Origin of the sequence: Proteus sp. G2618, from assembly GCF_009915995.1 — a bacterium.
GTDB lineage: Bacteria > Pseudomonadota > Gammaproteobacteria > Enterobacterales > Enterobacteriaceae > Proteus > Proteus terrae.
Genome location: NZ_JAABNI010000011.1, coordinates 57,135 through 80,923, shown reverse-complemented (window position 1 = coordinate 80,923; position 23,789 = coordinate 57,135). Strand labels below are relative to the sequence as shown.

Sequence of the window (23,789 nt, the reverse complement as noted above, 5' to 3'; positions counted from 1 at the left end):
CTCTTTTTTATTCCGTGTTACTTAACTTAAATTAAAAATGAAACTGCAACCCGACTCGATAACGTGTCTGACGATCATCACTGAGAGGGCTTACAGCCATATTGCCAACTTCAATATAAGGTGTGAAAGTACTGTTGATTTGATAAGAGAAAGCGACGTTATGCTCATAATTGCGTTTTTTATTATCATATTTTATGGCGTCGCTATACATTTGAGTATAATCATATTCCACTTTAAATTTGTTATATTTATAACCTATAAAACCATCAAGACGATTTGTTTTTTCATCATCAACACCTTGTTTTGTTTTACGGGCATAATCAAAACGATAACGTCCTGCAATATATAAACCATTATCAAAGTTATATTGTGCTTTTAAATAAGGTTTATATATAGAAGTATCTGTTACGGTTTCAAAAATAAGACCAGGCTGTAATGTAATATAGTTATTTAGTTTATAGTTATAACTTAATCCCATTTCAATAGCATTATTAACAACATCACTGAATAGTTTATCTTTCTCACCATCAACACCACCCGATTTAACGCTAGCATCAATATAGAAACCAACACCATTTGAAAAAGAGTGAATAAATGCAACTCTATCTTTATTAATTCGAGTAGAGTCTGCATATTCATGACGAAAGTCTAATGTAGTCGCATATAATTGAGATGACATTAATAAAGTACAGCATGACAATAAAAGTTTCTTCTTTTTATTTAGCATAATATTTTTCCAAAAAGGTGAGATCCCCTGAATTAACAAAGGAGATCTTGATGAGTTATTTTAATTTATATTTAGGAAGAGATTATTCAATAATTAATTGTTTATCTTTCATTGTTAAAGTAATAACTGAATTAACAGCTTCACCTTTATTTGTTTCGCCTCCAATTAAATAAAGTGAATTATCATATGAAACAGTAACACCATAGCCAAGAGGAAGAGGTAATTCACCAATGACTTTCCATTGATTATTAATAAAACCATAAATTTCTTTATGCCATGTCTTTTCTAATCCTTGATGCGCAAAGTAATGTTGCTGTGCATAGTTTGCCTGTGCTCCCGGGAAATTTGCCCCGCCAGCAACAAGTAAAGTGTGCATACTGTAACCGGAAAATGCACCAGCCAAACCGTCTTGTGGCTGATTAGGCGTAGGGTCGGGTAATTTCTGAGCAACAGACCCCCATTGTAATTGAGTATTTTTTAATGTGGCAGTTTGCACTTCACTGGTGCGTAACCCTGGTTTTATTTCACCATTGATTAAAGTGATTTTATTGCCATCATAAGCTAATGCAGAGCCTGCTGTTCCATTAAATGGCGTAATACCTAATAATCTCCATTGATTATTTTCAGCATTATATTCCATTATATTTCGATTAAAAAAATAACCTTCAGCAGGCTTATTAAAATAATCACTAATAATTTTTTTATTTTCAGATTCATTCGATTTAGTACGGTTTAAATCAACGAAATAACCGTCAAAGATTTGTTGATTAACACCACCAAGAATAATAGCTTGATCATTGTTAATACTAACTCCTGTATGCCCAACCAATCCGTAAGGTGCTCGAGTGTTGATCTTTTCCCATTTATTTTCTTTTGGTGAATAGCGATAAACATCTGTCAGCGCACTAATTGTTTCGCTATTTTCATTTTCTTTTCCTGCTCCACCAAAAATATAAATATCATTATTTAGCTCTAGAGCAATAGCTTGATCTCTTGGTGTTCCAGGAAAGTCTGCTATTCTTTCCCATTGTTTTTTCGAACTATTCAGGTCAAGCTTATACCATGATTTTCCCGCTGTACCTAAACCAACATAAATAATATTTTCGCTAATTGTTCCAGCACCACTTTTAAATGTTACTGGTAAATTAGGCAGCTTTTCTGCAAAACTAGTAGACGTGAATATTGCCGACATTAGCATTACAGAAAGACAGGAGTAAGATATTTTCTTTATTCTGTTCATACTTATTAGCTCTTATTATTGTCATCAAGTAGGGGTTTTTCTTGTATCTTAAATATCACTCCAATATATAATTATTTTCGGAGTTAAACTTCAAATTGATCTTTTCTGAATTGTGAAGGCGATCAAAATGTCTATTTTTTAATCTTATATTTTTACAACTTTCTTTAAATCAAATTTAGGAATAAAAATCTGACAATAGAATAAAAGACAGTCTCAATAAATTATTATTGAGGTTTTATGCAGAATATAATGTTACTTTTTTTACAGTAAAAAATTTTTATGACACAGGTAAAAATGGAGTTTTATTTCAAGCGCCTTTTTAATAGATTACATCCTCATTTTTACCTTGTGTGTTAATTGAAAAATTGGTTATTTAACATGATGGAAATCAAACTAAATTGTTATTTTTTAATATATTTTGTATCCGCATTGTTAGCATGGATTTATTTTTTTCCTCGTTATAATCACCAACGTCATTTTAAGTAGTAGTTCATCACATTGAGTTCACAAAACGATACTCAGGTCTGTCTTGAATGATTGAAAAATGAAATCGTATCTTTACTGGACGTTTTTTAAACGCCCGGTACGGATGTTATTTATCAATTTATCAAGGAGACACTGATGCAAATCAGTCGTAGGTCTTTCTTTAAGATCTGTGCAGGCGGTATGGCTGGTACATCTGCAGCATTACTAGGCTTGGCACCTGAAGTATCTATTGCGAACACTCGCCAATATAAATTATTACGTTCCGTTGAAACTCGTAATAACTGCACTTATTGCTCTGTAGGTTGCGGTATTTTGATGTATAGCCTTGGGGATGGTGCAAAGAATGTCGATAAAAGTATTTATCACATTGAAGGCGACCCTGATCATCCTGTTAGCCGTGGCTCTTTATGCCCGAAAGGTGCTGGGCTTGTCGATTATATTCACAGTGAAAATCGCCTGAAATATCCTGAATATCGTAGACCTGGCTCTGATAAGTGGGAGCGCATTTCATGGAATGAAGCGATTGATAAAATCGCCCGTCTGATGAAAAAAGATCGTGATGAAAACTTTGTTACTCATAATGAAAAAGGGCAGGAAGTTAACCGCTGGCTCACCACCGGTATGCTTTGTTCTTCTGCCGCCAGTAATGAAACCGGAATTTTAGATAATAAATTTTCTCGTTCATTAGGCATGATTGCTATCGATTGTCAGGCAAGACTTTGCCATGCGCCAACCGTTGCAGCATTAGCTCCAACTTTTGGTCGTGGTGCAATGACCAATAACTGGGTTGATATTAAAAACGCTAACGTTGTGCTGATCATGGGCGGTAACCCTGCTGAAGCGCACCCTGTCGGTTTTAAATGGGTTATCGAAGCTAAAATTAAGAACAATGCGAAGGTTATCGTTGTCGATCCTCGTTTTAACCGTAGTGCTGCGGTTGCCGATCTCTACTCTCCTATTCGTGCAGGCTCTGATACTGCGTTCTTATTAGGTGTTATTCATTACCTTATTGAACACAATAAAATTCAGCATGAATATGTGAAAGCCTATACCAATGCTTCTTTGATTGTTCGTGAAGATTTTAGCTTTGATGAAGGTCTTTTCAGTGGATTTGATAAAGAAAACCAAAGCTATGATAAAACCTCATGGCACTATGAACTTGATGAGAATGGTTTAGCATTAAGAGATAATTCACTGCAACATCCTCGTTGTGTGTGGAATCTTTTAAAACAGCACGTTTCACGTTATACCCCTGAAATTGTTACCACTCTTTGTGGCACGCCTTTAGAAGATTTCACCTATATCTGTGAAGCGCTTGCGTCTACCAGTGTAAAAGACAGAACCTCAACTATTTTGTATGCCCTCGGTTGGACACACCATACCGGTGGCGCTCAAACTATCCGTGCAGCAGGTATGATCCAGTTATTATTAGGTAACGTGGGGATGCCAGGTGGTGGTGTGAATGCGTTACGTGGGCACTCGAATATTCAAGGTTATAGTGATCTGGGTTTATTATCATTAAATCTACCAGGCTATATGCCCCTGCCTAATGAAAAACAAACATCATTAGAAACTTATTTATCTCAGGTAACACCGAAAACCGTGGTTGCAGACCAAGTTAACTACTGGAAAAGAACCCCTGATTTCTTTATTAGCTTACTAAAAAGCTTCTGGGGTGAGCACGCAACGGCACAAAACGAATGGGGTTATCACTGGTTACCAAAATGGGATAAAAGCTATGACATCATGGCGCAGACCCAATTGATGATCGATGGAAAAATGAATGGTTATATCGTTCAAGGTTTTAACCCATTAGCCGCTTTTGCCGATAAAAATAAATGTAGCGCCGCATTAGCCAAGCTGAAATATATGGTTGTCATTGATCCATTAGTGACTGAATCATCTAATTTCTGGCAAAACCACGGCGAGATGAATGAAGTCTCACCAAAAGATATTCAAACTGAAATCTTCCGTTTACCTTCATCATGTTTTGCTGAAGAAAATGGCTCAATTGCAAACTCAGGCCGCTGGTTACAATGGCATTGGGCGGGTGCTAAACCACCAGCACAAGCATGGCATGATGGTAAAATTTTAGGGCATTTATTAATGCGTCTGCGCGAGCTTTATCGTGAAGAAGGTGGCGTTTGCCCTGAGCCTGTAATGAATCTTTCTTGGAACTACGTTGACCCTTACGATCCACAACCTGAAGAAGTGGCGAAAGAAGCGAATGGTCAAGCCATGCAAGATATCTTTGATGAAACAGGCAAATTGTTGTTTAAAAAAGGACAACAGCTTGATGGTTTTCATCAACTGAAATCAGATGGTTCAACTGCGAGTTTCTGTTGGGTTTATTCTGGTTGCTGGACTGAAAAAGGCAACCAAATGGCGAACCGTGATAACGCCGATCCATCTGGACTAGGTTGTACACCGGGTTGGGCTTTTGCGTGGCCTCAAAACCGTCGTGTGTTATATAACCGCGCATCAGTTGATCCACAAGGGCAGCCTTGGGATACAAAGCGTCAGCTTATCAAATGGAATGGTAATCAATGGGTTGGCCCTGATGTACCCGATTATAGCAATGCAGCGCCTAATAGCGGTGTAGGCCCGTTCATTATGCAACCTGAAGGTATGGGACGTTTATTTGCTGTTGATAAAATGGCTGATGGTCCATTCCCTGAATTCTACGAACCGTTTGAATCGCCAACAGAAGATAATATTCTGCACCCAAAAGTCTCTCGTAACCCTGTTGCACGTTTATATAGCTACGATGCCGAACATTTAGGTAAAGCAGATGAATTCCCTTATGTGGCAACAACCTATTCAATTACTGAATTGTTCCGTCACTGGACAAAACACTCATTAATTAATGCTATTGCACAACCCGATCAATTTATTGAGATTGGTGAACAACTTGCTTCACGTAAAGGCATTGTTCAAGGTGATGAAGTTAAAGTGAGTGCGAAACGTGGCTATATCAAAGCCAAAGCCGTGGTGACTAAGCGAATTAGACCTCTAACGATAAATGGCAAAGTCGTTGATACCATCGGCATTCCTTGTCACTGGGGCTTTGAGGGGGCAACTCGCAAAGGTTTCCTTGCCAATACATTAACGCCATCTGTGGGTGATGCGAACTCATTCACACCTGAATATAAGGCGTTTTTAGTCAATATCGAAAAGGCATAAGGGGAAACTAATGTCATTGCAATCTCAAGATATTATTCGTCGTTCTGCTACAAATTCTCTCACGCCTGCACCACAAGTACGTGACTTTAAAGAAGAAGTGGCAAAGCTTATCGATGTGACAACCTGTATTGGCTGTAAAGCCTGTCAGGTTGCCTGTTCTGAATGGAACGATATTCGCGATAAAGTCGGTCTTAATGTCGGTGTTTATGATAACCCAATGGATTTAACCGCTAAATCGTGGACCGTAATGCGATTTTCTGAAGTCGAAGAAAACGGCAAGCTGGAGTGGCTAATTCGTAAAGATGGCTGTATGCACTGCGCTGATCCAGGTTGCTTAAAAGCGTGTCCAGCAGAAGGTGCCATCATTCAATACGCTAATGGTATTGTCGATTTTCAATCAGAACACTGTATTGGTTGTGGTTATTGTATTGCGGGTTGTCCTTTCAATGTTCCTCGTATTAATGAAGAAGATAACCGCGCTTATAAATGCACATTGTGTGTTGATCGTGTTGAAGTCGGTCAAGAACCCGCTTGTGTAAAAACCTGTCCTACAGGTGCGATTCATTTTGGCTCTAAAGAAGCAATGACTCATCTTGCCAATGAGCGAGTCGCTGAACTCAATACCCGTGGTTATGACAAAGCAGGCTTATACGATCCTCAAGGTGTTGGCGGAACTCACGTTATGTATGTACTTCATCATGCAGATAGACCTAATTTGTATCATGGCTTACCTGAAAATCCAGAAATTAGCTCAACGGTTAAATTCTGGAAAGGTATTTGGAAACCATTAGCAGCGGTTGGTTTTGCAGCCACTTTTGCGGGTGCAATATTCCATTATTTAGGTATTGGCCCTAACCACACCACAGAAGAAGATGAAGAAGAGGCACAAAAAGAGATGGAAGCATCACAAAATTCAGTGAATAAAGAGGAGCAGAAATAATGAAGAAGAAAAGTGATAAAATCCTTCGTCATACTGCCTCAGAGCGTATTAATCACTGGGTTGTGGCGATTTTCTTTATCTTTACCACTTTTAGTGGATTGGGCTTTTTCTTCCCATCTCTAAACTGGTTTATGAATATTTTAGGCACCCCACAGCTTTCGCGTTTACTGCATCCATTTACGGGTGTCGCGATGGTATTCTTCTTTATCTTTATGTTTTTTAGATACTTAAAGTATAACTTTGTTGATAAAGACGACTTAGTATGGGCGAAGAATATCCATAAAGTGCTACAAAACGAAGAAGCTGGTGATATTGGGCATTATAACTTAGGTCAAAAAGGGATTTATTGGACATTAAGTCTTAGTCTTATCGTCCTTACCATCAGTGGTGTGATTATCTGGCGTCCTTATTTTGCGGATTATTTCTCGATCCCCGTTATTCGCATTGCCTTACTAGCTCACTCACTGTCCGCTATCTTACTGATCATAACAGTGATTGTTCATGCTTATGCTGCGTTTTGGGTAAAAGGTTCAATTCGTAGCATGATTGAAGGTTGGGTAACTCGAGGTTGGGCGAAAAAGCACCATCCACGTTGGTATCGTGAGATTTTAGAAGAAGAAAAAAAAGAAGCAGAAAGTAAATTAAACCAAAAATAATAGACTGTTTTTTTCTATAAAATAGATATGAGAGAAAAATGGAGGCTTAATAGCCTCCATTCTATTTTTAATCAACGATTAACTTAATGTGCCACTGTTTTTGCTTGCTCCACTAAGTTAATTAAACGACTTCTCATTGTGTGATAGTGTTGAGAAATTTGGCTTTCCGCCCATTTTTGATCCTCAATTTTAATCACTCTAGCTGCACAATATTTAGTTTCCGGCGTTTTTGACACAGGATCAAGATTATCTTGAGTCAGCTCATTACATGCTCCAATCCACCATTGATAAGTCATATAAATCGCTTGCTTGTTGATTGTCTCATTCACATTACAACGAGACATTACTTTACCTCGGCGTGATTCAACCCAAACAATCTCTTGATCACAAATACCGGCTTCTTTGGCGACATCAGGGTGAACTTGAACATAACCAGGTTCATCTGCAAGTGATGCCAATGCTTTACAGTTACCTGTCATCGAGCGACAAGAGTAATGCCCAACTTCACGCACTGTAGATAAAATCATTGGATAATCAGCATCAGGTAATTCAGCAGGCGCTCGCCATGGTGTCGCGAACAACTGACCTTTGCCTGATGGTGTGGTGAATTGATTACCTGAATATAAATAAGGTGTCCCTTTATCTTCAATATCAGTACAAGGCCACTGAATATGAGCTAAACCTGCTAGTTTTTCATAAGTGACACCAAAGAACAGTGGGCATAATGCTCTGACTTCATTCCAGATCGCTTCATTATTTTCATAAGACATCGGGTAGCCCATTTCTGTGGCTAATAAGCTAATGATTTCCCAGTCACGTTTTACATTGCCACGTGGTTCAATAGCTTTTTCAAAGCGCTGAAAACCTCTATCCGCACAGGTAAAGATGCCTGCATGTTCACCCCAGCTCGTTGACGGTAAAATCACATCGGCTTGCTCAGCGGTTTTGGTCATAAAGATATCTTGAACTACCACAAAATCGAGCGCTTCAAAGCCTTTTCTCACTAAGCCTAAATCAGCTTCGGTTTGTAGTGGATCTTCGCCCATGATGTAATACGCTTTTACTTTGCCTTCAATGGCTAAATGCGGTACTTCAGTAATCCGATATCCCACTTCAGGATCAAGTTGTTCCACAGGAATATTCCACGCTTGAGCAAATTTTTTACGTGTTTCTTCATCAGTGACATATTGATATCCTGGGAACATATTCGGTAAAACCCCCATATCACAAGCACCTTGAACATTATTTTGTCCACGAACTGGTGCAACACCAACATGCGGTTTACCTAAATTACCCGTTAATAATGCAAGACCAGATAAGCCTTTAACCACATCAACCGCTTGGCCAAATTGCGTGACCCCCATTCCCCACATAATTGTGGCTGTTTTAGCTCCCGCATAAGTACGCATTGCCTTACGGATTTCAATTGCAGGAATACCGACAATATCTTGTACCGCTTCAGGGCTATAGTCTGCGAGTTGTTTTTTATATTCTTCCAAACCTTCGGTATAGCGACTGACATAATCTTTATCATAAAGATCTTCATCAATTAGCGTATACGCAAAGGCATTGACTAACGCCATATTAGTCCCATTTTTTAATGGTAAATATTGATTAGCGATTTTGGCTGTTTCGATTTTACGAGGATCACAAACGATTATTTTTGCACCTTTTTGTTTCGCTTTTACAACCCGACGCGCCACAATAGGATGAGAGTCAGCACAGTTATAGCCAAAAACTAATAAGCAATCTGAATCTTCAATATCCGCAATCGAGTTGCTCATAGCACCATTGCCGAGTGTTTCTTGTAAACCCGCAACAGAAGGGCCATGACAAACACGCGCACAGCAATCGACATTATTATTACCTAATACTGCGCGAACAAATTTCTGCATCACAAAGTTGGTTTCATTCCCAGTTCCCCGAGAAGATCCTGTACACATGATGGATTTTGCACCGTATTTTTCTTTGATTTCCAGTAATTTTTTTGCCGTATATTGAATCGCTTCATTCCAACTTACAATTTCAAAATCAGCCCCTTTTTGTCGGCGGATCATGGGTTCATGAATTCTGGCGGTCAGCAATTTATTGTCATAAAGAAAATCCCAACCATAGAGCCCTTTTAAGCAAAGTTCTCCTTGATTGGTGACACCATTGGCACCTTCAGCTTTGATTATGCGACCATTTTCGACACAGAGATTGATTTTGCAGCCAGCGCCACAGTAAGGACAGACGGAGTTGATTTTGTTCATTTGATATCCTTTCCCCTAACTAGGGAGTAAAAGAGTCATAAAGAACATTTAACTAAGCAGGAATTATGCCAATTAATTTTCAAAATATAATCAATGAGATACAAAAAAAAATAATATTTGATAATCGTTTCGTCATTTTTGTCGATGCTCACTTTACACAAATAGGGTTAATACCCTAACTTATTACGGAATTAGGCAATTAGCATCAGGGGAACATTTGGAAATAAAAATTAATACTGAATTCTAATAAAATTTATTTCTTTAGTTTGAATTTATGATATAAATAATAAATACGCATTTTGAAAAGCAATATTTCATATTGCATTGCGATTATATCCATTTCAATAAAGAGCAAAAAGATGAATATGAACACCAATAACCGACTCCTAGGCCTAAACCTACTACTCCTTCGTTAGGTGGCCGAGCACGTTCATTTTTTTGCAAAAGCCACCAGTCAGGTGGCTTTTTGTTGTGCCCCTACTGGTGGAACTGTTTTTTAGGGGAGTTTCTATGATGTTTAGTTTCACCATTAGGATGATGAGTTACAACGTCTTACCAATAAGCCACTGTATGGCAATGCCTTTCATAACAAACCAAATGAAGCAGGAGGCAAAATGAGCCAACAATGGACATCACGAGTCGGTCATATCTTAGCAGCCGCAGGCTCTGCAATCGGTATTGGCGCAATTTGGAAGTTTTCTTATGTCGCAGCCAATAATGGGGGCGGTGCATTTTTAATTGTCTTCTTGTTATTTAGTTTTGTTATCGGGCTTGCTGTATTACTGGCTGAGAATATTTTGGGCAGTAGCACACACGCTGAAGCCGTGAACGCATTTAAAAGAATGATGGGACGCAATTGGGTCATTATTGGCGTTATTGGTGTATTCAGTTCATGGTGTATTTATAGCTTCTATAGTGTTGTCGGTGGTTGGACAATTGGCTATACCGTTATGGCGGCAACAGGTCAGTTGAATATTACAGATAGCACTGAATTAACTGGTATTTTTACCCGCTTTATTAGTGATCCTTTATGGCCTATTTTGGCTCACCTTACCTTTGCTGGATTAACCTGTTTTGTGGTTTTAGCGGGTGTACAACGTGGATTAGAGAAAGCCGTCAAAATCATGATGCCAATGTTATTTATCATTATGATTTTATTGATTATTGTTGGTATTAGCTTACCGGGTTCTTCTGAAGGTTTAAAATTATTTTTATACCCTGATTTCAGTAAGTTAACCCCTCAAGGTGTATTAGATGCATTAGGGTTAGCCTTCTTCTCACTGTCTATCGGTTTAGGTATTCACATCACTTACAGTGCTTATTTGGCGGATAACAAAGGGATCGCCAACTCCAGTATGTGGGTCGTTATTTTATCTTGTATGGTGTGTGTACTTGCCGGATTAATGATTTTCCCTGCATTATCTGCCGCAGGTTTAGAGCCGAATGCAGGCCCCGGTTTAACCTTTATGACTATGCCGGTTTATTTTGCCAACTTACCCGGCGGTAATATTTTAGCAGTAACTTTCTTTGTCTTGTTATTAATGGCAGCGTTAACCTCTGCAATTTCATTACTTGAGCATATCGTAGCTTATGTGCAGATGCGTTTTCAGTGGACTCGTCGCCGTGCTGGATTAGTGGTTACAGCCTCTATTATGTTGATGGGTATTCCCGTTTCATTATCTTTTGGACCTATGAGTGATATGACATTAGGGGGCAAGACGGTCTTTGATTTATTGGATTATCTGACATCCAATATCTTGATGCCTTTATTTGGTATTGCGATGTGTTTGATCTTTGGCTGGTCAAGTAAAGCGAATGCATTTATTCCTGAAAACATCACTGGGTTAAAACGTCAAAGCTTATTACTGGTATGGCGTTATATTGGTCCAGTTTGTATAGGAATCATTTTAGTTCATGGATTGATTGGCTAAATAAATTCCCTGTAAAAAACGTTTATTAAATAGAAAGAGAGGGTCAAATGGCCCTCTCTTTCTGCTTGTTTTCTTTGGATACTTTATATTACTTTTTCCCTAGCTGGTTTATCAAGATCACCCAACCAATCCCATAGCTTGAGGTAAGAACATAGAAATTGCAGGAATATATGTCACTAGTAACAGTACAAGAACGATAACTGCAAAAAAAGGTAATAGCGGTCTGATTACACCTTCAATCTTAATTTCACCTATCTTACAACCGGTAAATAAAATAGGACCTACTGGCGGTGTTATCGTACCTAATGAAAGGTTAAACACCATCATGATACCGAATTGCACCGGGTCCATACCAAATTGAGCACAAATCGGTAGGAAAATTGGAGTAAAGATTAACACCGCTGGCGTTGGGTCCATAAAAGTACCAACCAACAGTAAAACTAGGTTCATAATCAGTAAGATAACTAAAAAGCTATCGGTAAAAGAGAGTAAACCTGATGCGATAATGGCAGGTATTTTAGTAAATGCCATTACCCAAGACATAATGGATGATGTTGCAAGCATCAAAATAACAATTGCCGTCATTTTTGCTGTTGCTAAGAAAATAGCAGGCAAATGGTTTATTTTGATATTTTTATAACACATACCCAAGATTAAAGAGTATACAACAGCAATGGCTGAAGCTTCTGTTGCGGTAAAAATTCCGCCTAAGATCCCACCGATAACAACCACAATCATCATTAAGCTAGGAACCGCATCAAGCACGAGCTTAAAGGCTTGTCCTTTCATGGTACGCTTTTCAGCAACATAACCGCGACGTTTAGCAATAAAACCTGCCACTAACATCACACCCAGTCCCCATAAAATACCGGGAATATAGCCCCCCATAAACAGAGCTGTAATCGAAACACTCCCTGCAATAGTGGCATAAACAATCAGTGTGTTACTTGGGGGAATTAACATGCCAGTTGGTGCTGATGCAATATTAACCGCAGCACTAAAAGCGGGATCGTAATTCTCTTTCTTTTGAATTGGAGACATGATGCCACCAATCGCCGCCGCAGACGCAACACCAGAGCCACTGATTGAACCAAATAGCATATTTGCAACAACGTTAGTTTGCGCTAAAGGCCCCGGTAAAAAATTACTAACTAACTTAGCGCAGTTAATTAAACGAATAGCGATACCGCCGTTATTCATTAAGTTACCCGCCAGAATAAAGAACGGGATTGCTAACAAAGCGAAAGAGTCTAACCCTACAAACACGCGTTGAGCTGAGGTTAAAATCGCACCATCAAAAGGCAATATCATTGCCATGGCGAAGAAAGAAGAAAGTCCAATACTGACGCTGATTGGTGTACCAATAAATAAGAGAAGGAATGCACCAATAAACATGACTAGGGCAACAACAATTGCAATATCCATGGTTACACCTTTTGCTTTGAAGAAAATTGTCTAACCAATCCATATTGGTTATATAAGCAATAAAAAATAGAGAGAACACCGCTTATAGGTATAGCTGCATAGATAACCCCGATAGGGATTTGCAGTGCCGAATCAAGTTGTCCCATTTGGCGACTCATACCGATGTAGCCACCAATAGTGAGCACCAATAACACAAAAACGGTTGTGGCGAACTCACCTAAAATTTCAAGGAAAATACGGACTTTACGAGGCATACGATCACGCATAAACGTAATCGCGATATGTTCACGTAATCCAAACACATAAGCACTACCAATTAAAATTAACCAGATAAATAGGTAGCGAGAAAGCACTTCACTGACTGCACTAGGATCGTTAAATAGGTAACGGGTGATAACTTGGTAAGTCACCAATATCGTCATTAAACCCACAAGAAAAATACAAAAATAAGCGACGATGGTATCTATTTTTAGCTTAATGCTTGTTAAAAAAGTATAAAAATCCTTTTTTGCAACAGGCGTATTAAAGTCGTTTGAAGAGGGTAATTTCTCTGAAGGTTCCATGGTTGATCCTTATAATAGGGGCTAAAAATTTAGCCCCTTGTAACAAACGGCATTAGTTGGCTAATGCGCGGATCTTATTGTAGATATCTTTCTGTTCTGGTGTGGTCAGCATCGATTCTTGCAGCGGTTTACAACGCTCTTGGAATGGCTTGATATCAACCTCAGTAAATGTTGCACCTTGGCTAATAGCAGATTGTCGAGCCGTGTCTAACGCTTGGTTAAAGAGATTAAACTCAGTAACCGTACTTTCTTTCGCTAACTTACGGAAAGTCGCCTGATCTTCAGGGCTCATCTTGCTTAAGAATGCTTCATTCACGATAAGTAAGTCGGCAACCATGACGTGGCGGGTATAAGAGAAATGAGGTGCAACTTCATACTGTTTTAAGTCAGCATAAGTGATTTCGTTATTCTCTGCACCATCAAGAACACCTTGTTGGATAGCGGAATAAACTTCACCCTGTCCCATAGGAACACCTGTTCCTCCCATGCAAGACAGCATTTTCACCATAGTGTCAGATTGCATAACCCGGATCTTTCTTCCTTTCATGTCTTCAGGTGTTTTAATAGGTGTTCCTTTCACATACATACTACGAGCACCCGCGGTATAGGCAGTAAGTACCTCGAAACCATTTCCTTTGGTTGAGCTAAATAGGCCATCTAACATATCACCTGTAAAAACTTTTCTTTGGTGTTCTGAGTCGTTATAGATATAAGGCATCGCCAGAACAGAGAAGTTTTTGTTGTAGTTTTCAACAAGAGGATTTGCAACCACAGCCAATTGAATGGCTCCTGATTGAACTAATTCAAGAGCGGCACGTTGGTCACCCAATAATTCATTCGGATGAATTTCGAGTTTATATTTCCCCCCCGTCGCAGCTTCTAATTTTTGACTGAAATCTTCCAGTGCTTTGTATTGAGGATTTTTTTCAGATTGGTTAAAAGCCGTTTTCAAAACAACAGGACTATCTGTTTTGTCATCTTCACCACATCCCGATAAAAAAAGGCTAGCGACTACAACGGTGCTGATAAGAGATAACTTAGGCAAAACATTCATTGTATGCATGTGAACCCCTTATGGGTTTGCGTATTTTGATAGTGTTAATGCTACTTGAATTTGACGATATTTCAGTGATCGAATTCAAGAAAATGAAATGGCGTTCCTATTTTTTGAAAATAGATTACCAATTTTATGTTTGCAATTTCAAAAATAAAATAACTTATTGATAAATAAGGATTAAAATATCAAAAAAAGATAATTTATCTGTGAAAAAATAGGAAATATATCTTCTGAAATAAACTATAGAATCGCTTTAAATCTGAATTACCGACTACTTATTAAGCAAAAAAGTAGCCGATAATCATATTTTGAATGGGGAATGATAGGATGAAACTCTTAGTTATTATTACTGAGTTGCCAGCCATGTTTTGCTGATTTTAAAAACCGCCTTTTTAATTTTTTGCGAAGCATTTACCTGACAAGTAGGTCGATGAACTTCTCCAGGATAAAAAATGGCAAAATCCCCTGTATCAAGTAATAAACGGGTTGTAATAGGTGGGTTATCTAAGAAAATCAAATCCGGTTTTGTTTCTTGATATTGATGAGGATAGGTAATCGTTGTGCTGGTAGAGATCATCTCTTGACCCTTAAGTACAACTTGAATATCAAGATAATGGTCATGAAACTCACTTTTTAAGTTTTCTTCACGATCGGTAGTCGGTGTGGAAATAATATAAAAAACATCATTATTAATAATGTTATATGTCCCTTCACTCTTCTCTTGCAAAGCGTTTAACGATAACTCTTTTTTAGTGAGTAATTTTAATAGTGCGGGCGGCAGCATTGTTGCATCAAGTTGCTTTAAATTTCCAGTGATCATCAGGTTACCCTCTTAAATCCGTGTTTAAATTCAATTACAAAGCTGCCATTGCTTCCTTAGCAAGAGCGCCTATTTTTTCCCATTGTTGATTATCGACGAGATCTGAAGGCACCATCCATGTACCACCACAAGCAACAACACGAGGTAATGCGAGATAATCTTTCACATTGCTGGCATTAACCCCACCTGTTGGCATAAAGGAAACGGGATAAACGGCACTCAATGCTTTGAGCATGCCAACACCGCCAGAAAGTTCCGCAGGGAAAAACTTCAATAAATTGATGCCGAGTTCCATTGCCTCTTCGACTAAACTTGGCGTATTAATACCCGGAATGATAGGAATGCCTCGTTGCTGGCAATACTGCACAATACGAGGGTTAAATCCTGGACTCACAATAAAATCCGCGCCGGCTTCAATTGCCTGATCAACCTGTGCTTTCGTTAATACCGTACCTGCACAAATGATCATTTTCGGAAATTCATTTCTTAACTGGCGAATAGCCTCCGCAGCCGCAGGGGTACGAAAGGTTATCTCCGCACTAGGCATACCGTTTTCAACTAATGCTTTACCCAATGCAACAATGTCATCTGCATTTTTAATTGCGATAACAGGAATAATTTTTAGTGCCGAAAGTTGTTCAAGTAATGTTGACATAGTGTGTCTCGTTGAATGAATAAGTGGCGTGTTTATTGAGGAGTGTGGCATCGCGACTATTGGGATAATCGCACCACGATGTTGAATAACCGTACTTGCAAGTAAGTGTGCATAACGCGCAGACTTCACAACTGACTCACCTGCTAATCGCGTAGCAAGATAACCAGCACTGAATGAATCACCGGCTGCAGTTGTATCAATCACACTTTGCTTATCGAGTTTTATAGCAGGAACTTCATCACAATGTCCTTGCTGTATAATTAGGCAAGGTTCTGCGCCTTTTTTAATAACGATTTCCCCAACACCAAATTCAATCGTTCTGGACACACATTGCGCATCTTCGCTATCCCCCCAAAGAAGGAATTCATCGTCTAATGTGAGAAAAGCCAAGTCAGTGAGTGACAAAATAGCTTGATAGGCTTTTTGCGCAGCATCGAGACTTTCCCATAATCTTGGTCGATAGTTATTGTCAAAGGTGATCTTCACACCCTTTTCTCGACACTTCGCTAATTGTTGTAAAAGCAGTTCTCTATCTTCAGGAGATAAAATCGCCAAGCTGATACCACTTAAGTAGATATAATCAAAATCAAGCAGTTGTTGAAAAATCATTGGAGCTTTTGGTGATCGTAACCAATATCGCGCGGCAGCATCGTTACGCCAATAATGGAAGGTACGCTCTCCTTGGCTATCTGTATTTATGAGATAAAGTCCGGGTAATTTATTGTCTAATCTCTGGACTAATTCAGTATGTACGCCTTCTTCTTGCCATTGCGCTAACATGGCACTGCTCATTGAGTCTGTACCTAACGCACTTACATAATGAACAGATAAATTGGGGTTTACGCGAGTCAAATAAACAGCAGTATTAAGAGTATCTCCTCCAAAATGGCGTACAATATTCGCCTGATTTTCGGATAGTTCAATCATACATTCGCCAATAACAGCCACATTGATAGCCATAGCGCTTTCCATTTTCACATTAGCAGTGATGTCATTTTATTTTAAATCGATTCAATTAAAAAGATTTAAAACAACATTTCATTAATTTTGTGATATTGTCATTATTTTCAAAATTCATAAGAAAGTAAGTTTAAAGAAGATCCATAAAAAGCCATAAAGTACTCATCATGCTATCGCGTGTTCAGATACCCAATAGCATATACAAAACCATGGCGGTTATTTATCTCTATCTACTTTAAATTCAAAGTGATACACACAGAAAAAATATCAAATTTAGATATTTTTTTGTTTAAAAATATTGTGATTAGCAACACGTTACATGATGAAAAATCATTAACCTTATTGAATCATCATCGCTAATCACTATAATTTTTATGATATTTCAAATATAATGAAACAATAAATCATTTTTTAGGACTCACAATGTCTGAAATAGAAAACACTCCTGATTCAGTTTCCTCTGTACTCAAAGTATTCGCTATATTACAAGCACTTGGCGAGGAAAAAGTGATTGGTGTGACAGAGTTATCCTTACGGATCATGATGTCTAAAAGCACCGTCTATCGTTTTTTACAAACGATGAAAACGTTAGGATATGTTTCCCAAGAAGGTGAAACAGATAAGTATTCTCTTAACTTAAAATTATTTGAGTTAGGCGCAAAAGCACTTGAAAACCAAGACTTGATTAAACTTGCTGATGAGCAGATGTATCGCCTTGGAAAACTAACCAAAGAAACGCTTCACCTCGGTACATTAGACGAAGACAGCATTGTTTATCTGCATAAAATAGACTCTGAATATAATTTACAGATGTATTCTCGCATTGGTCGCCGCCGTCCGCTTTATAGCACTGGGCTAGGTAAAATTATGCTGGCTTGGCTACCAGAAACGGAAATTCGCGCTATTTTGGCTAATGTGACTTTTGAACCTTTTACAAAATATACACTGAAAGATATCGATGCTTTACTCGCTGAATTAGAACAAGTTCGCAAACAAGGTTACGCAGAAGATAAAGAAGAAATGGAACATGGCTTGTGCTGTTTTGCTGTGCCTATTTATAGCCGTATGGGCAGAATTATTGCGGGACTCTCTTTATCTCTACCTTTAATTCGTTTCCAAGAAGAGAGTAAAGTTGCGTTAATCGCGCAATTACATGAAGCGGCAGCCAATATTTCTGCTGGATTAGGTTTCCACGACTACCCTTTTAGCTACACAGACACCAATGTCTTAGCTGAGAATATTTAAAAATAAAACCTAACTCTTTATTTATACTAAAAATCCATTAATACATTATTAATGGGTTTTTTTATTTCTCTTTGTCACAACGAACCCTGTAATTTCGCCTTATAGAGATTAAAAATAGTTCGACTATTCACCACCAAGAAAAGACTTTCTTGTATTATTCCACCAATTGAACCCGCCCAAATATTATGCGTTAACCAACATAGCGTACTGGTTAACATACACAACCTAAGCACAATGCCGTTAAAGCGAAATAGTGCATAGGTTGTTAATGTTGTCGCAAATAACGTTAAGATCTGTATTGGATGTATGATTTTCGGGATCACTAAAAACCATGCCAATGTAATAAAGATCAACATGATCCCAATATTACGCGAATAACCCGATACCCAATTTCGTATTGCACAAAGCAAACAGTTAATGGCGCCTACCGTGGAACCAATTAAAAAGAAATGAATCGACATCAAAAGGCCATTGAGCGTGAGCTGAAATCTCAATTTGCTATCTTGTCGTTGCATAAAGGCAGTTGCACCAATAAGACACCCCAGAACACCAATACCTTGGGCAAACCAATAGTTATCAAAAAACATGCAGCCCCCTTATTCCCAGCTCAACGAAAAAAGGCGCCTTTGGGCGCCTTCTTCAACAATAGCGTATTAACGCGCTAACCAACCACCATCGACTGCGATGGTATAGCCATTAACATAATCAGAAGCCGAAGATGCTAAGAAAACAACAGGCCCCATCATGTCACTTGGAACACCCCAACGCTCAGCCGGAATACGCTCTAAAATAGCCGCATTACGCTCTTCATCAGCACGTAAAGCCGCAGTGTTATTTGTTGCCATATAGCCCGGAGCGATGGCATTAACGTTAATGCCTTTACTTGCCCATTCGTTTGCTAATAAACGGGTTACGCCCATAACACCACTTTTAGATGCAGTATAAGACGGCACACGTATGCCACCTTGGAATGAAAGCATTGATGCGATATTAATAATTTTACCGCCAGTGCCTTGAGCGATAAATTTTCTAGCCACTGCTTGAGACATGAAAAAGAGGCTTTTAATATTGAGATCCATAACATCATCCCAATCTTTTTCTGTAAAATTAATCGCATCTTCTCGACGAATGATACCGGCATTGTTGACTAAAATATCAATATGTCCGAAATGAGCGACTGCTTTATCCACCAGCCCTGGCAACTCATTTGTTTTACTCACATCAGCTTGCAAACTTAAAAAACGGCGACCAAGCGCTTCTACTTCGGCGATAGTCTCTGTCGGTTCAACAAGGTTGATCCCCACAATATCGCAACCCGCTTGAGCAAGTCCTAATGCCATACCTTGGCCTAAACCTGTATTACAGCCAGTCACAATGGCGACTTTACCTTTCAGATCAAATGCATTCAGGATCATACTATTACCTCGAATATAGGAAATATGTACCACCAATTCATATAATTGGTGGCGACTTTATTATGAGTAATACATTTATCTGATTAGCGCAGATCGCGAACCGCAACGTGGTCCATATCGCTAAAGACCTGATTCTCACCCACCATACCCCAAATAAAGGTATAAGCTTGTGTTCCAACACCTGCGTGAATAGACCAACTTGGTGAAATAATGGCTTGTTCGTTATGAACTAATAAATGGCGAGTTTCATCTGGTTTACCCATCATATGGAATACCGCAGCATCTTCTTTCATATTGAAATAGAAATAGACTTCCATACGGCGTTCATGTGTATGACAAGGCATGGTATTCCAAAGGCTTCCTTCCTCTAGCTGAGTCATACCCATTACTAATTGGCAGGTTGGTAATACGTTAGGAACTAAATACTTATAAATAGTACGACGATTACTGGTGCTTGCATCCCCTAATGTTTCAGGAGAAGCCTGATCTTGTGTGATTTTACGTGTTGGGTAAGTGGTGTGTGCAGGTGCGCTGTTATAATAGAATTTGGCAGGATGTGCAGGATCAACACTCTTAAAACTCACTTCACGAGCGCCTTTTCCTACATAAAGCGCTTCTGCTTTACCCACTTCATAGTTTGTGCCATCAACCGTAATCATACCTGCGCCACCAATATTAATAAGGCCTAATTCACGGCGCTCTAGAAAATAGGTGACACCAAAAGACTTACCTAACTCATTAGAAAAAGTGAGTGTAGAGTCTACTGGCATAATTCCGCCAAATACAATTCGGTCGATATGACTATAAGTCATCGTCAGTTTATTAGGGCTAAAAACTTCTTCTATCAGAAACTCGCGGCGCAGGCCTTCTGTATCTAGTTGTTTGGCATGGTCGCTATGAATGCTTTGACGAGTTTGCATAATGAACCTCAATTCCTAGCCTTGATAGGCATTAATGATAATGTGTGAAAATGCATCTCTTTTTATAGGGACACGATATCAATAAAAAACACAACCAGCAATAAAAATATAAAACATTGTTTTATTTTTTTGAAGATATCGTTCTTTTTATAGAAAAAGGTAAATTTTTTTACTGCTTAAATAAAAAAAAGAGCCACTCAAATGAGTGGCTCTTGACTTAACTGATAATGATTTTTTATAGATACTTGATGGTTTTTACTATTTATTTATAACTTTTTTTAATTTCTTGAGAAATTGCTAACCCACGTTTTGCTTCTTTTTCAGCAAGTTCAACGGATAAACCGATATAAGAACGAGGATCAAGCATTGCCTTAATTTCATCAGCATTAAAGGCCGCCGTAATGGTTTCATTCTTCATCAGGTTAGTATAAAAATCTTCACCGTCTGCAGCCGTTTTAATAGCTTCTTCATATAACAGTGAATGCGCTTTATCTTTACCCAATTTTTCTGCCATTTTCATCATAACGTATTCGGTATTATCTAATCCCTTATTTCTCATCACGTTATGTAACATTCTCTCTTCATGAGGAACGATGGTTCTTGAAAGCTCTTCTGTTCTTAATAAAATTTCTGTTGTTAATTCTAATGCTTCTTCAATTAAGCCATCGAATAACATATAAGAACTGCTGTCACCTTCATAAGGTCTTACCGCAGAGTACATTCCCACATTAGGTAATGAGTACAGTTTCTGTGAGTTAGCAATAATACCTTTCGCTAATTTTGGATTAATTTTATGAGGCATCGTGCTACTACCCACAGTGCCTTTTGTAAACCCTTCAGAAACCTCAGCAATTTCTTCTAATGTAGTGCTATAAACTTCTTCACCAATTTTATGACAGATATTTGCCATCAGTGCTAAGTTCATCATGTACTCTAATTTATGCGTACTTAGGTTACGTGATGGTACTTCCATTGCCTGCATACCCACTAATTCAGCAACACGTTTTTGTACTTTCATCCCAACTTCAGGCATTGAGTTAAAAGCACCTACTGCGCCACCCATCATAATGGTGAATACACGTTTCTCACTCTCTTTCATGCGCTGGTAGCAATCAATAAAATCGCTGATCCACACTGAAACTTTATACCCGTAAGTGATAGGAATAGCATGACGACCGTGTGTTCTACCTGCCATTACCATATGTTTTGTTTTTTCAGCGAGATTTGATAAGTTTTCAATAATTTCGCTCAACAATAACATGAACTTATTGTGTACGGTTTTCATCATATACAGCTGTGAACTTTGCTGTATGTTTTGCGTGGTAATGCCGTAGTGCACGTATTTACCGCTCTCTTCAGAGCACGCATTCACCAGCACTTTTAAGAAAGGTACAAAGCCATGGCCGATTTTTTGATAAATGCGGTTCATCTCTTCGAAATCGATATTCTCAATAATCGCCTTTTCTTTAATTTCATCAGCGGCAGACTGTGGAATAAAACCGTGTTCAGCTTGTGCTTGCGCTAACATTGCTTCAAACATCAACCAAGTTGAATATTTAGCTTCATTGGACAGCAGATTTTTAATACCGCGATCGTCGATTGTTTTGCTTTTAGAATCGTATAACGCTCTCATCATGTATCCTTTTATTTCTTCATTGCTTCATCAACAGCATTGCGAACAAATTCGACTTTAGGGCCATAAACGACATGGACATGGTTTGCTGCCGGAAAGAAGAATGCTGTACATCCAGACTCCAACATTAATTCTTTATCTATTTGATTAACTTCATTAATGTCGATACGTAATCGTGTAATACAGTTATCAACATTACGAATGTTTTGTTTACCACCTAAGGCTTTAATAAGGATCTCTGCGATTTCGCCATAACGTTTTTCTTTGATCAGCGTATTTTTCATATTGCTTGATTCTTCTCTACCCGGTGTTTTGATATCGAATTTGACGATAGCCCAGTAGAAAATAAAGTAGGTCACAACAGCAAGCGCACTACCAATAAGCACTAAGAAGATCCAGTTAGTGTGTTCGTACAGTAAACCAAAGATGGTGAAGTCAAAGACTGTGCCTCGGATATAACCGATCGCAACACCTGCAAACGAGAGCAGAACTGCACCAATACCCACGATAATCGCGTAAATTAAATAAAGTAACGGTGCGATAAAGACGAAGGTAAATTCAAGCGGTTCGGTAACGTTACCTAACATTGCTGTTAAAACCATCGTCACCAGCATTGATTTAACTTCAGCACGGTTCTCTTTTTTCGAGGTTTTATAAATCGCTAATGCAATTGCTGGGAACAGGAATAGCGTAACCAACATTTGTTGCTGAGCCATAAAACGCGTTAGGCTTGGCATCATTGCCCAATATTCACTGCTTGGCCCTTGGTTAAATAACACTTCTGTCATTGCTGGAACAACGCCCACATAGGTTTGTCCATCAATCACATAAGAACCACCAGCTTCGGTAAATCTAAACAGAACGTTCCAGACATGGTGTAAACCGAATGGAATAAATAGGCGTTCACCACCCGCAGTAAAGAAAGGCCCGACAGGACTTAAGAAGACTACCGAGAGCTTAGTTAAGCCCATCACTAATACTTCCCAAATAAATGGCAGTAATGCACCTACGCAGATCATCAATCCGACCATAATAATGGCGACAGATTTTTTCCCAGAGAAGAAGGCAAATGCCGTCGGTAATTCAAGGTTATAGAATTTATCCGTTGCCCATGCAGCGATTAATCCCGTGATAATCCCCCCTGCGGCACTGATATTCATGGTTTGTATACCAAGTACCTTGATTTGCCCCACCTGCGTCATAATCGCAGGATCAGCAAGCTTTCCTGTCAATACCAGCCAGATATTGATAGTACTTATCAAGGTCAAATAGCCGACAACGGAGGCAAAGACCGCTATCCCCTTATCTTTGTGGCTCATACCGTATGCCACACCCATTGCAAATAAGAGTGGAATATTATCAAACACCACGCCGGCAATAGTACGGATACTAACTAATAGAGCATTGACTGTTTCATTTCCTAGAAAAGGAAAGCGTGCAATCATATAAGACTGAACTAAAGCACCACTGATACCTAAGATCATACCAATAGGTGCCAATACGCCGATAGGTAGAAGTAGGGTTCTACCAAAGCGCTGAATAGATTCGCTGAACTTTTTCCTGGCCATATTTTTTTCCTTATGACTTCTCGAATATAAAAGAATTACCGAGGTACTCTATCTTAGGGATTATAGGAAATGAATGGCGCGCTGGTTTTAAATATTATCTCAGGTCATACTTT

General features: G+C 38.8%; 18 protein-coding genes and 1 pseudogene. 5 read left to right on the top strand and 14 right to left on the bottom strand.

Annotation, left to right across the window (positions count from 1 at the left end):
- Nucleotides 1–31 precede the first annotated feature (31 nt).
- Both GWJ01_RS04155 and GWJ01_RS04150 read right to left on the bottom strand, forming a co-directional pair.
- On the bottom strand, nucleotides 32–727 hold the full coding sequence (locus tag GWJ01_RS04155; RefSeq protein ID WP_075672569.1) for an oligogalacturonate-specific porin KdgM family protein: 696 nt from the start codon (nucleotides 725–727) through the stop codon (nucleotides 32–34).
- An 82-nt stretch (nucleotides 728–809) separates the two neighbouring features.
- On the bottom strand, nucleotides 810–1,967 hold the full coding sequence (locus tag GWJ01_RS04150) for an N-acetylneuraminate epimerase (RefSeq protein WP_109401650.1): 1,158 nt from the start codon (nucleotides 1,965–1,967) through the stop codon (nucleotides 810–812).
- A gap of 621 nt (nucleotides 1,968–2,588) precedes the next feature.
- Here GWJ01_RS04150 and fdnG point away from each other — a divergent pair.
- From fdnG to fdoI, 3 genes are read left to right on the top strand one after another with little or no spacing between them, the layout of a single operon-like run.
- Nucleotides 2,589–5,636, top strand: a complete 3,048-nt coding sequence (gene fdnG / locus GWJ01_RS04145) for a formate dehydrogenase-N subunit alpha (protein WP_161710730.1) — start codon at nucleotides 2,589–2,591, stop codon at nucleotides 5,634–5,636.
- Nucleotides 5,637–5,646: 10 nt separating this feature from the next.
- On the top strand, nucleotides 5,647–6,576 hold the full coding sequence (fdxH, locus tag GWJ01_RS04140) for a formate dehydrogenase subunit beta (RefSeq protein ID WP_161710729.1): 930 nt from the start codon (nucleotides 5,647–5,649) through the stop codon (nucleotides 6,574–6,576).
- Nucleotides 6,573–7,232 (top strand): formate dehydrogenase cytochrome b556 subunit, encoded by a 660-nt coding sequence (fdoI, locus tag GWJ01_RS04135; protein ID WP_109401652.1) that lies wholly within the window; start codon nucleotides 6,573–6,575, stop codon nucleotides 7,230–7,232. The genes fdxH and fdoI overlap by 4 nt, the downstream gene beginning before the upstream one ends.
- A gap of 83 nt (nucleotides 7,233–7,315) precedes the next feature.
- Here fdoI and fdhF read toward each other — a convergent pair whose 3' ends face one another.
- Complete coding sequence (gene fdhF / locus GWJ01_RS04130; protein ID WP_161710728.1) at nucleotides 7,316–9,484, bottom strand: formate dehydrogenase subunit alpha; 2,169 nt, start codon at nucleotides 9,482–9,484, stop codon at nucleotides 7,316–7,318.
- 614 nt (nucleotides 9,485–10,098) lie between these two features.
- Between fdhF and GWJ01_RS04125 the strand changes: the two genes are divergently transcribed.
- Nucleotides 10,099–11,415 (top strand): sodium-dependent transporter, encoded by a 1,317-nt coding sequence (locus GWJ01_RS04125; RefSeq protein WP_109401654.1) that lies wholly within the window; start codon nucleotides 10,099–10,101, stop codon nucleotides 11,413–11,415.
- A gap of 117 nt (nucleotides 11,416–11,532) precedes the next feature.
- Here GWJ01_RS04125 and GWJ01_RS04120 read toward each other — a convergent pair whose 3' ends face one another.
- The 6 genes and pseudogenes from GWJ01_RS04120 to GWJ01_RS18775 all read right to left on the bottom strand — a co-directional run.
- The gene (locus GWJ01_RS04120; protein ID WP_109395238.1) at nucleotides 11,533–12,840 is read right to left on the bottom strand and encodes a TRAP transporter large permease; all 1,308 of its coding nucleotides are present in this window, start codon (nucleotides 12,838–12,840) and stop codon (nucleotides 11,533–11,535) included.
- Between the two features lie 2 nt (nucleotides 12,841–12,842).
- Nucleotides 12,843–13,403, bottom strand: coding sequence for a TRAP transporter small permease (locus tag GWJ01_RS04115; RefSeq protein WP_109401655.1), 561 nt, complete (start codon nucleotides 13,401–13,403; stop codon nucleotides 12,843–12,845).
- A 52-nt stretch (nucleotides 13,404–13,455) separates the two neighbouring features.
- Complete coding sequence (locus GWJ01_RS04110; RefSeq protein WP_109401656.1) at nucleotides 13,456–14,466, bottom strand: TRAP transporter substrate-binding protein; 1,011 nt, start codon at nucleotides 14,464–14,466, stop codon at nucleotides 13,456–13,458.
- A 340-nt stretch (nucleotides 14,467–14,806) separates the two neighbouring features.
- Nucleotides 14,807–15,280, bottom strand: coding sequence for a YhcH/YjgK/YiaL family protein (locus GWJ01_RS04105; protein WP_109395235.1), 474 nt, complete (start codon nucleotides 15,278–15,280; stop codon nucleotides 14,807–14,809).
- Nucleotides 15,281–15,314: 34 nt separating this feature from the next.
- Entirely contained in the window at nucleotides 15,315–15,935 is a 621-nt protein-coding gene (locus GWJ01_RS18780) for a bifunctional 4-hydroxy-2-oxoglutarate aldolase/2-dehydro-3-deoxy-phosphogluconate aldolase (RefSeq protein WP_237585697.1), read from the bottom strand.
- A gap of 45 nt (nucleotides 15,936–15,980) precedes the next feature.
- Nucleotides 15,981–16,895 (bottom strand): annotated as a pseudogene (locus GWJ01_RS18775) (sugar kinase); the annotation flags it as partial.
- Nucleotides 16,896–17,318: 423 nt separating this feature from the next.
- Between GWJ01_RS18775 and kdgR the strand changes: the two are divergent.
- Entirely contained in the window at nucleotides 17,319–18,140 is an 822-nt protein-coding gene (kdgR, locus tag GWJ01_RS04095; RefSeq protein WP_109395234.1) for a DNA-binding transcriptional regulator KdgR, read from the top strand.
- A gap of 74 nt (nucleotides 18,141–18,214) precedes the next feature.
- On the opposite strand, the gene GWJ01_RS04090 is transcribed toward kdgR, so the two are convergent.
- The 5 genes from GWJ01_RS04090 to GWJ01_RS04070 all read right to left on the bottom strand — a co-directional run bounded on the left by GWJ01_RS04090 (nucleotide 18,215) and on the right by GWJ01_RS04070 (nucleotide 23,676).
- Entirely contained in the window at nucleotides 18,215–18,727 is a 513-nt protein-coding gene (locus GWJ01_RS04090; RefSeq protein ID WP_109395233.1) for a YgjV family protein, read from the bottom strand.
- A 66-nt stretch (nucleotides 18,728–18,793) separates the two neighbouring features.
- Nucleotides 18,794–19,555, bottom strand: a complete 762-nt coding sequence (gene kduD / locus GWJ01_RS04085) for a 2-dehydro-3-deoxy-D-gluconate 5-dehydrogenase KduD (protein WP_109395232.1) — start codon at nucleotides 19,553–19,555, stop codon at nucleotides 18,794–18,796.
- A gap of 83 nt (nucleotides 19,556–19,638) precedes the next feature.
- Nucleotides 19,639–20,475: a 5-dehydro-4-deoxy-D-glucuronate isomerase gene (gene kduI / locus GWJ01_RS04080; RefSeq protein ID WP_109395231.1), complete on the bottom strand. Its 837-nt coding sequence runs from the start codon at nucleotides 20,473–20,475 to the stop codon at nucleotides 19,639–19,641.
- Between the two features lie 262 nt (nucleotides 20,476–20,737).
- Nucleotides 20,738–22,108, bottom strand: a complete 1,371-nt coding sequence (locus GWJ01_RS04075) for a class-II fumarase/aspartase family protein (RefSeq protein ID WP_109395230.1) — start codon at nucleotides 22,106–22,108, stop codon at nucleotides 20,738–20,740.
- Between the two features lie 11 nt (nucleotides 22,109–22,119).
- Entirely contained in the window at nucleotides 22,120–23,676 is a 1,557-nt protein-coding gene (locus tag GWJ01_RS04070; RefSeq protein WP_109395229.1) for a PTS transporter subunit EIIC, read from the bottom strand.
- Nucleotides 23,677–23,789: the final 113 nt, after the last annotated feature.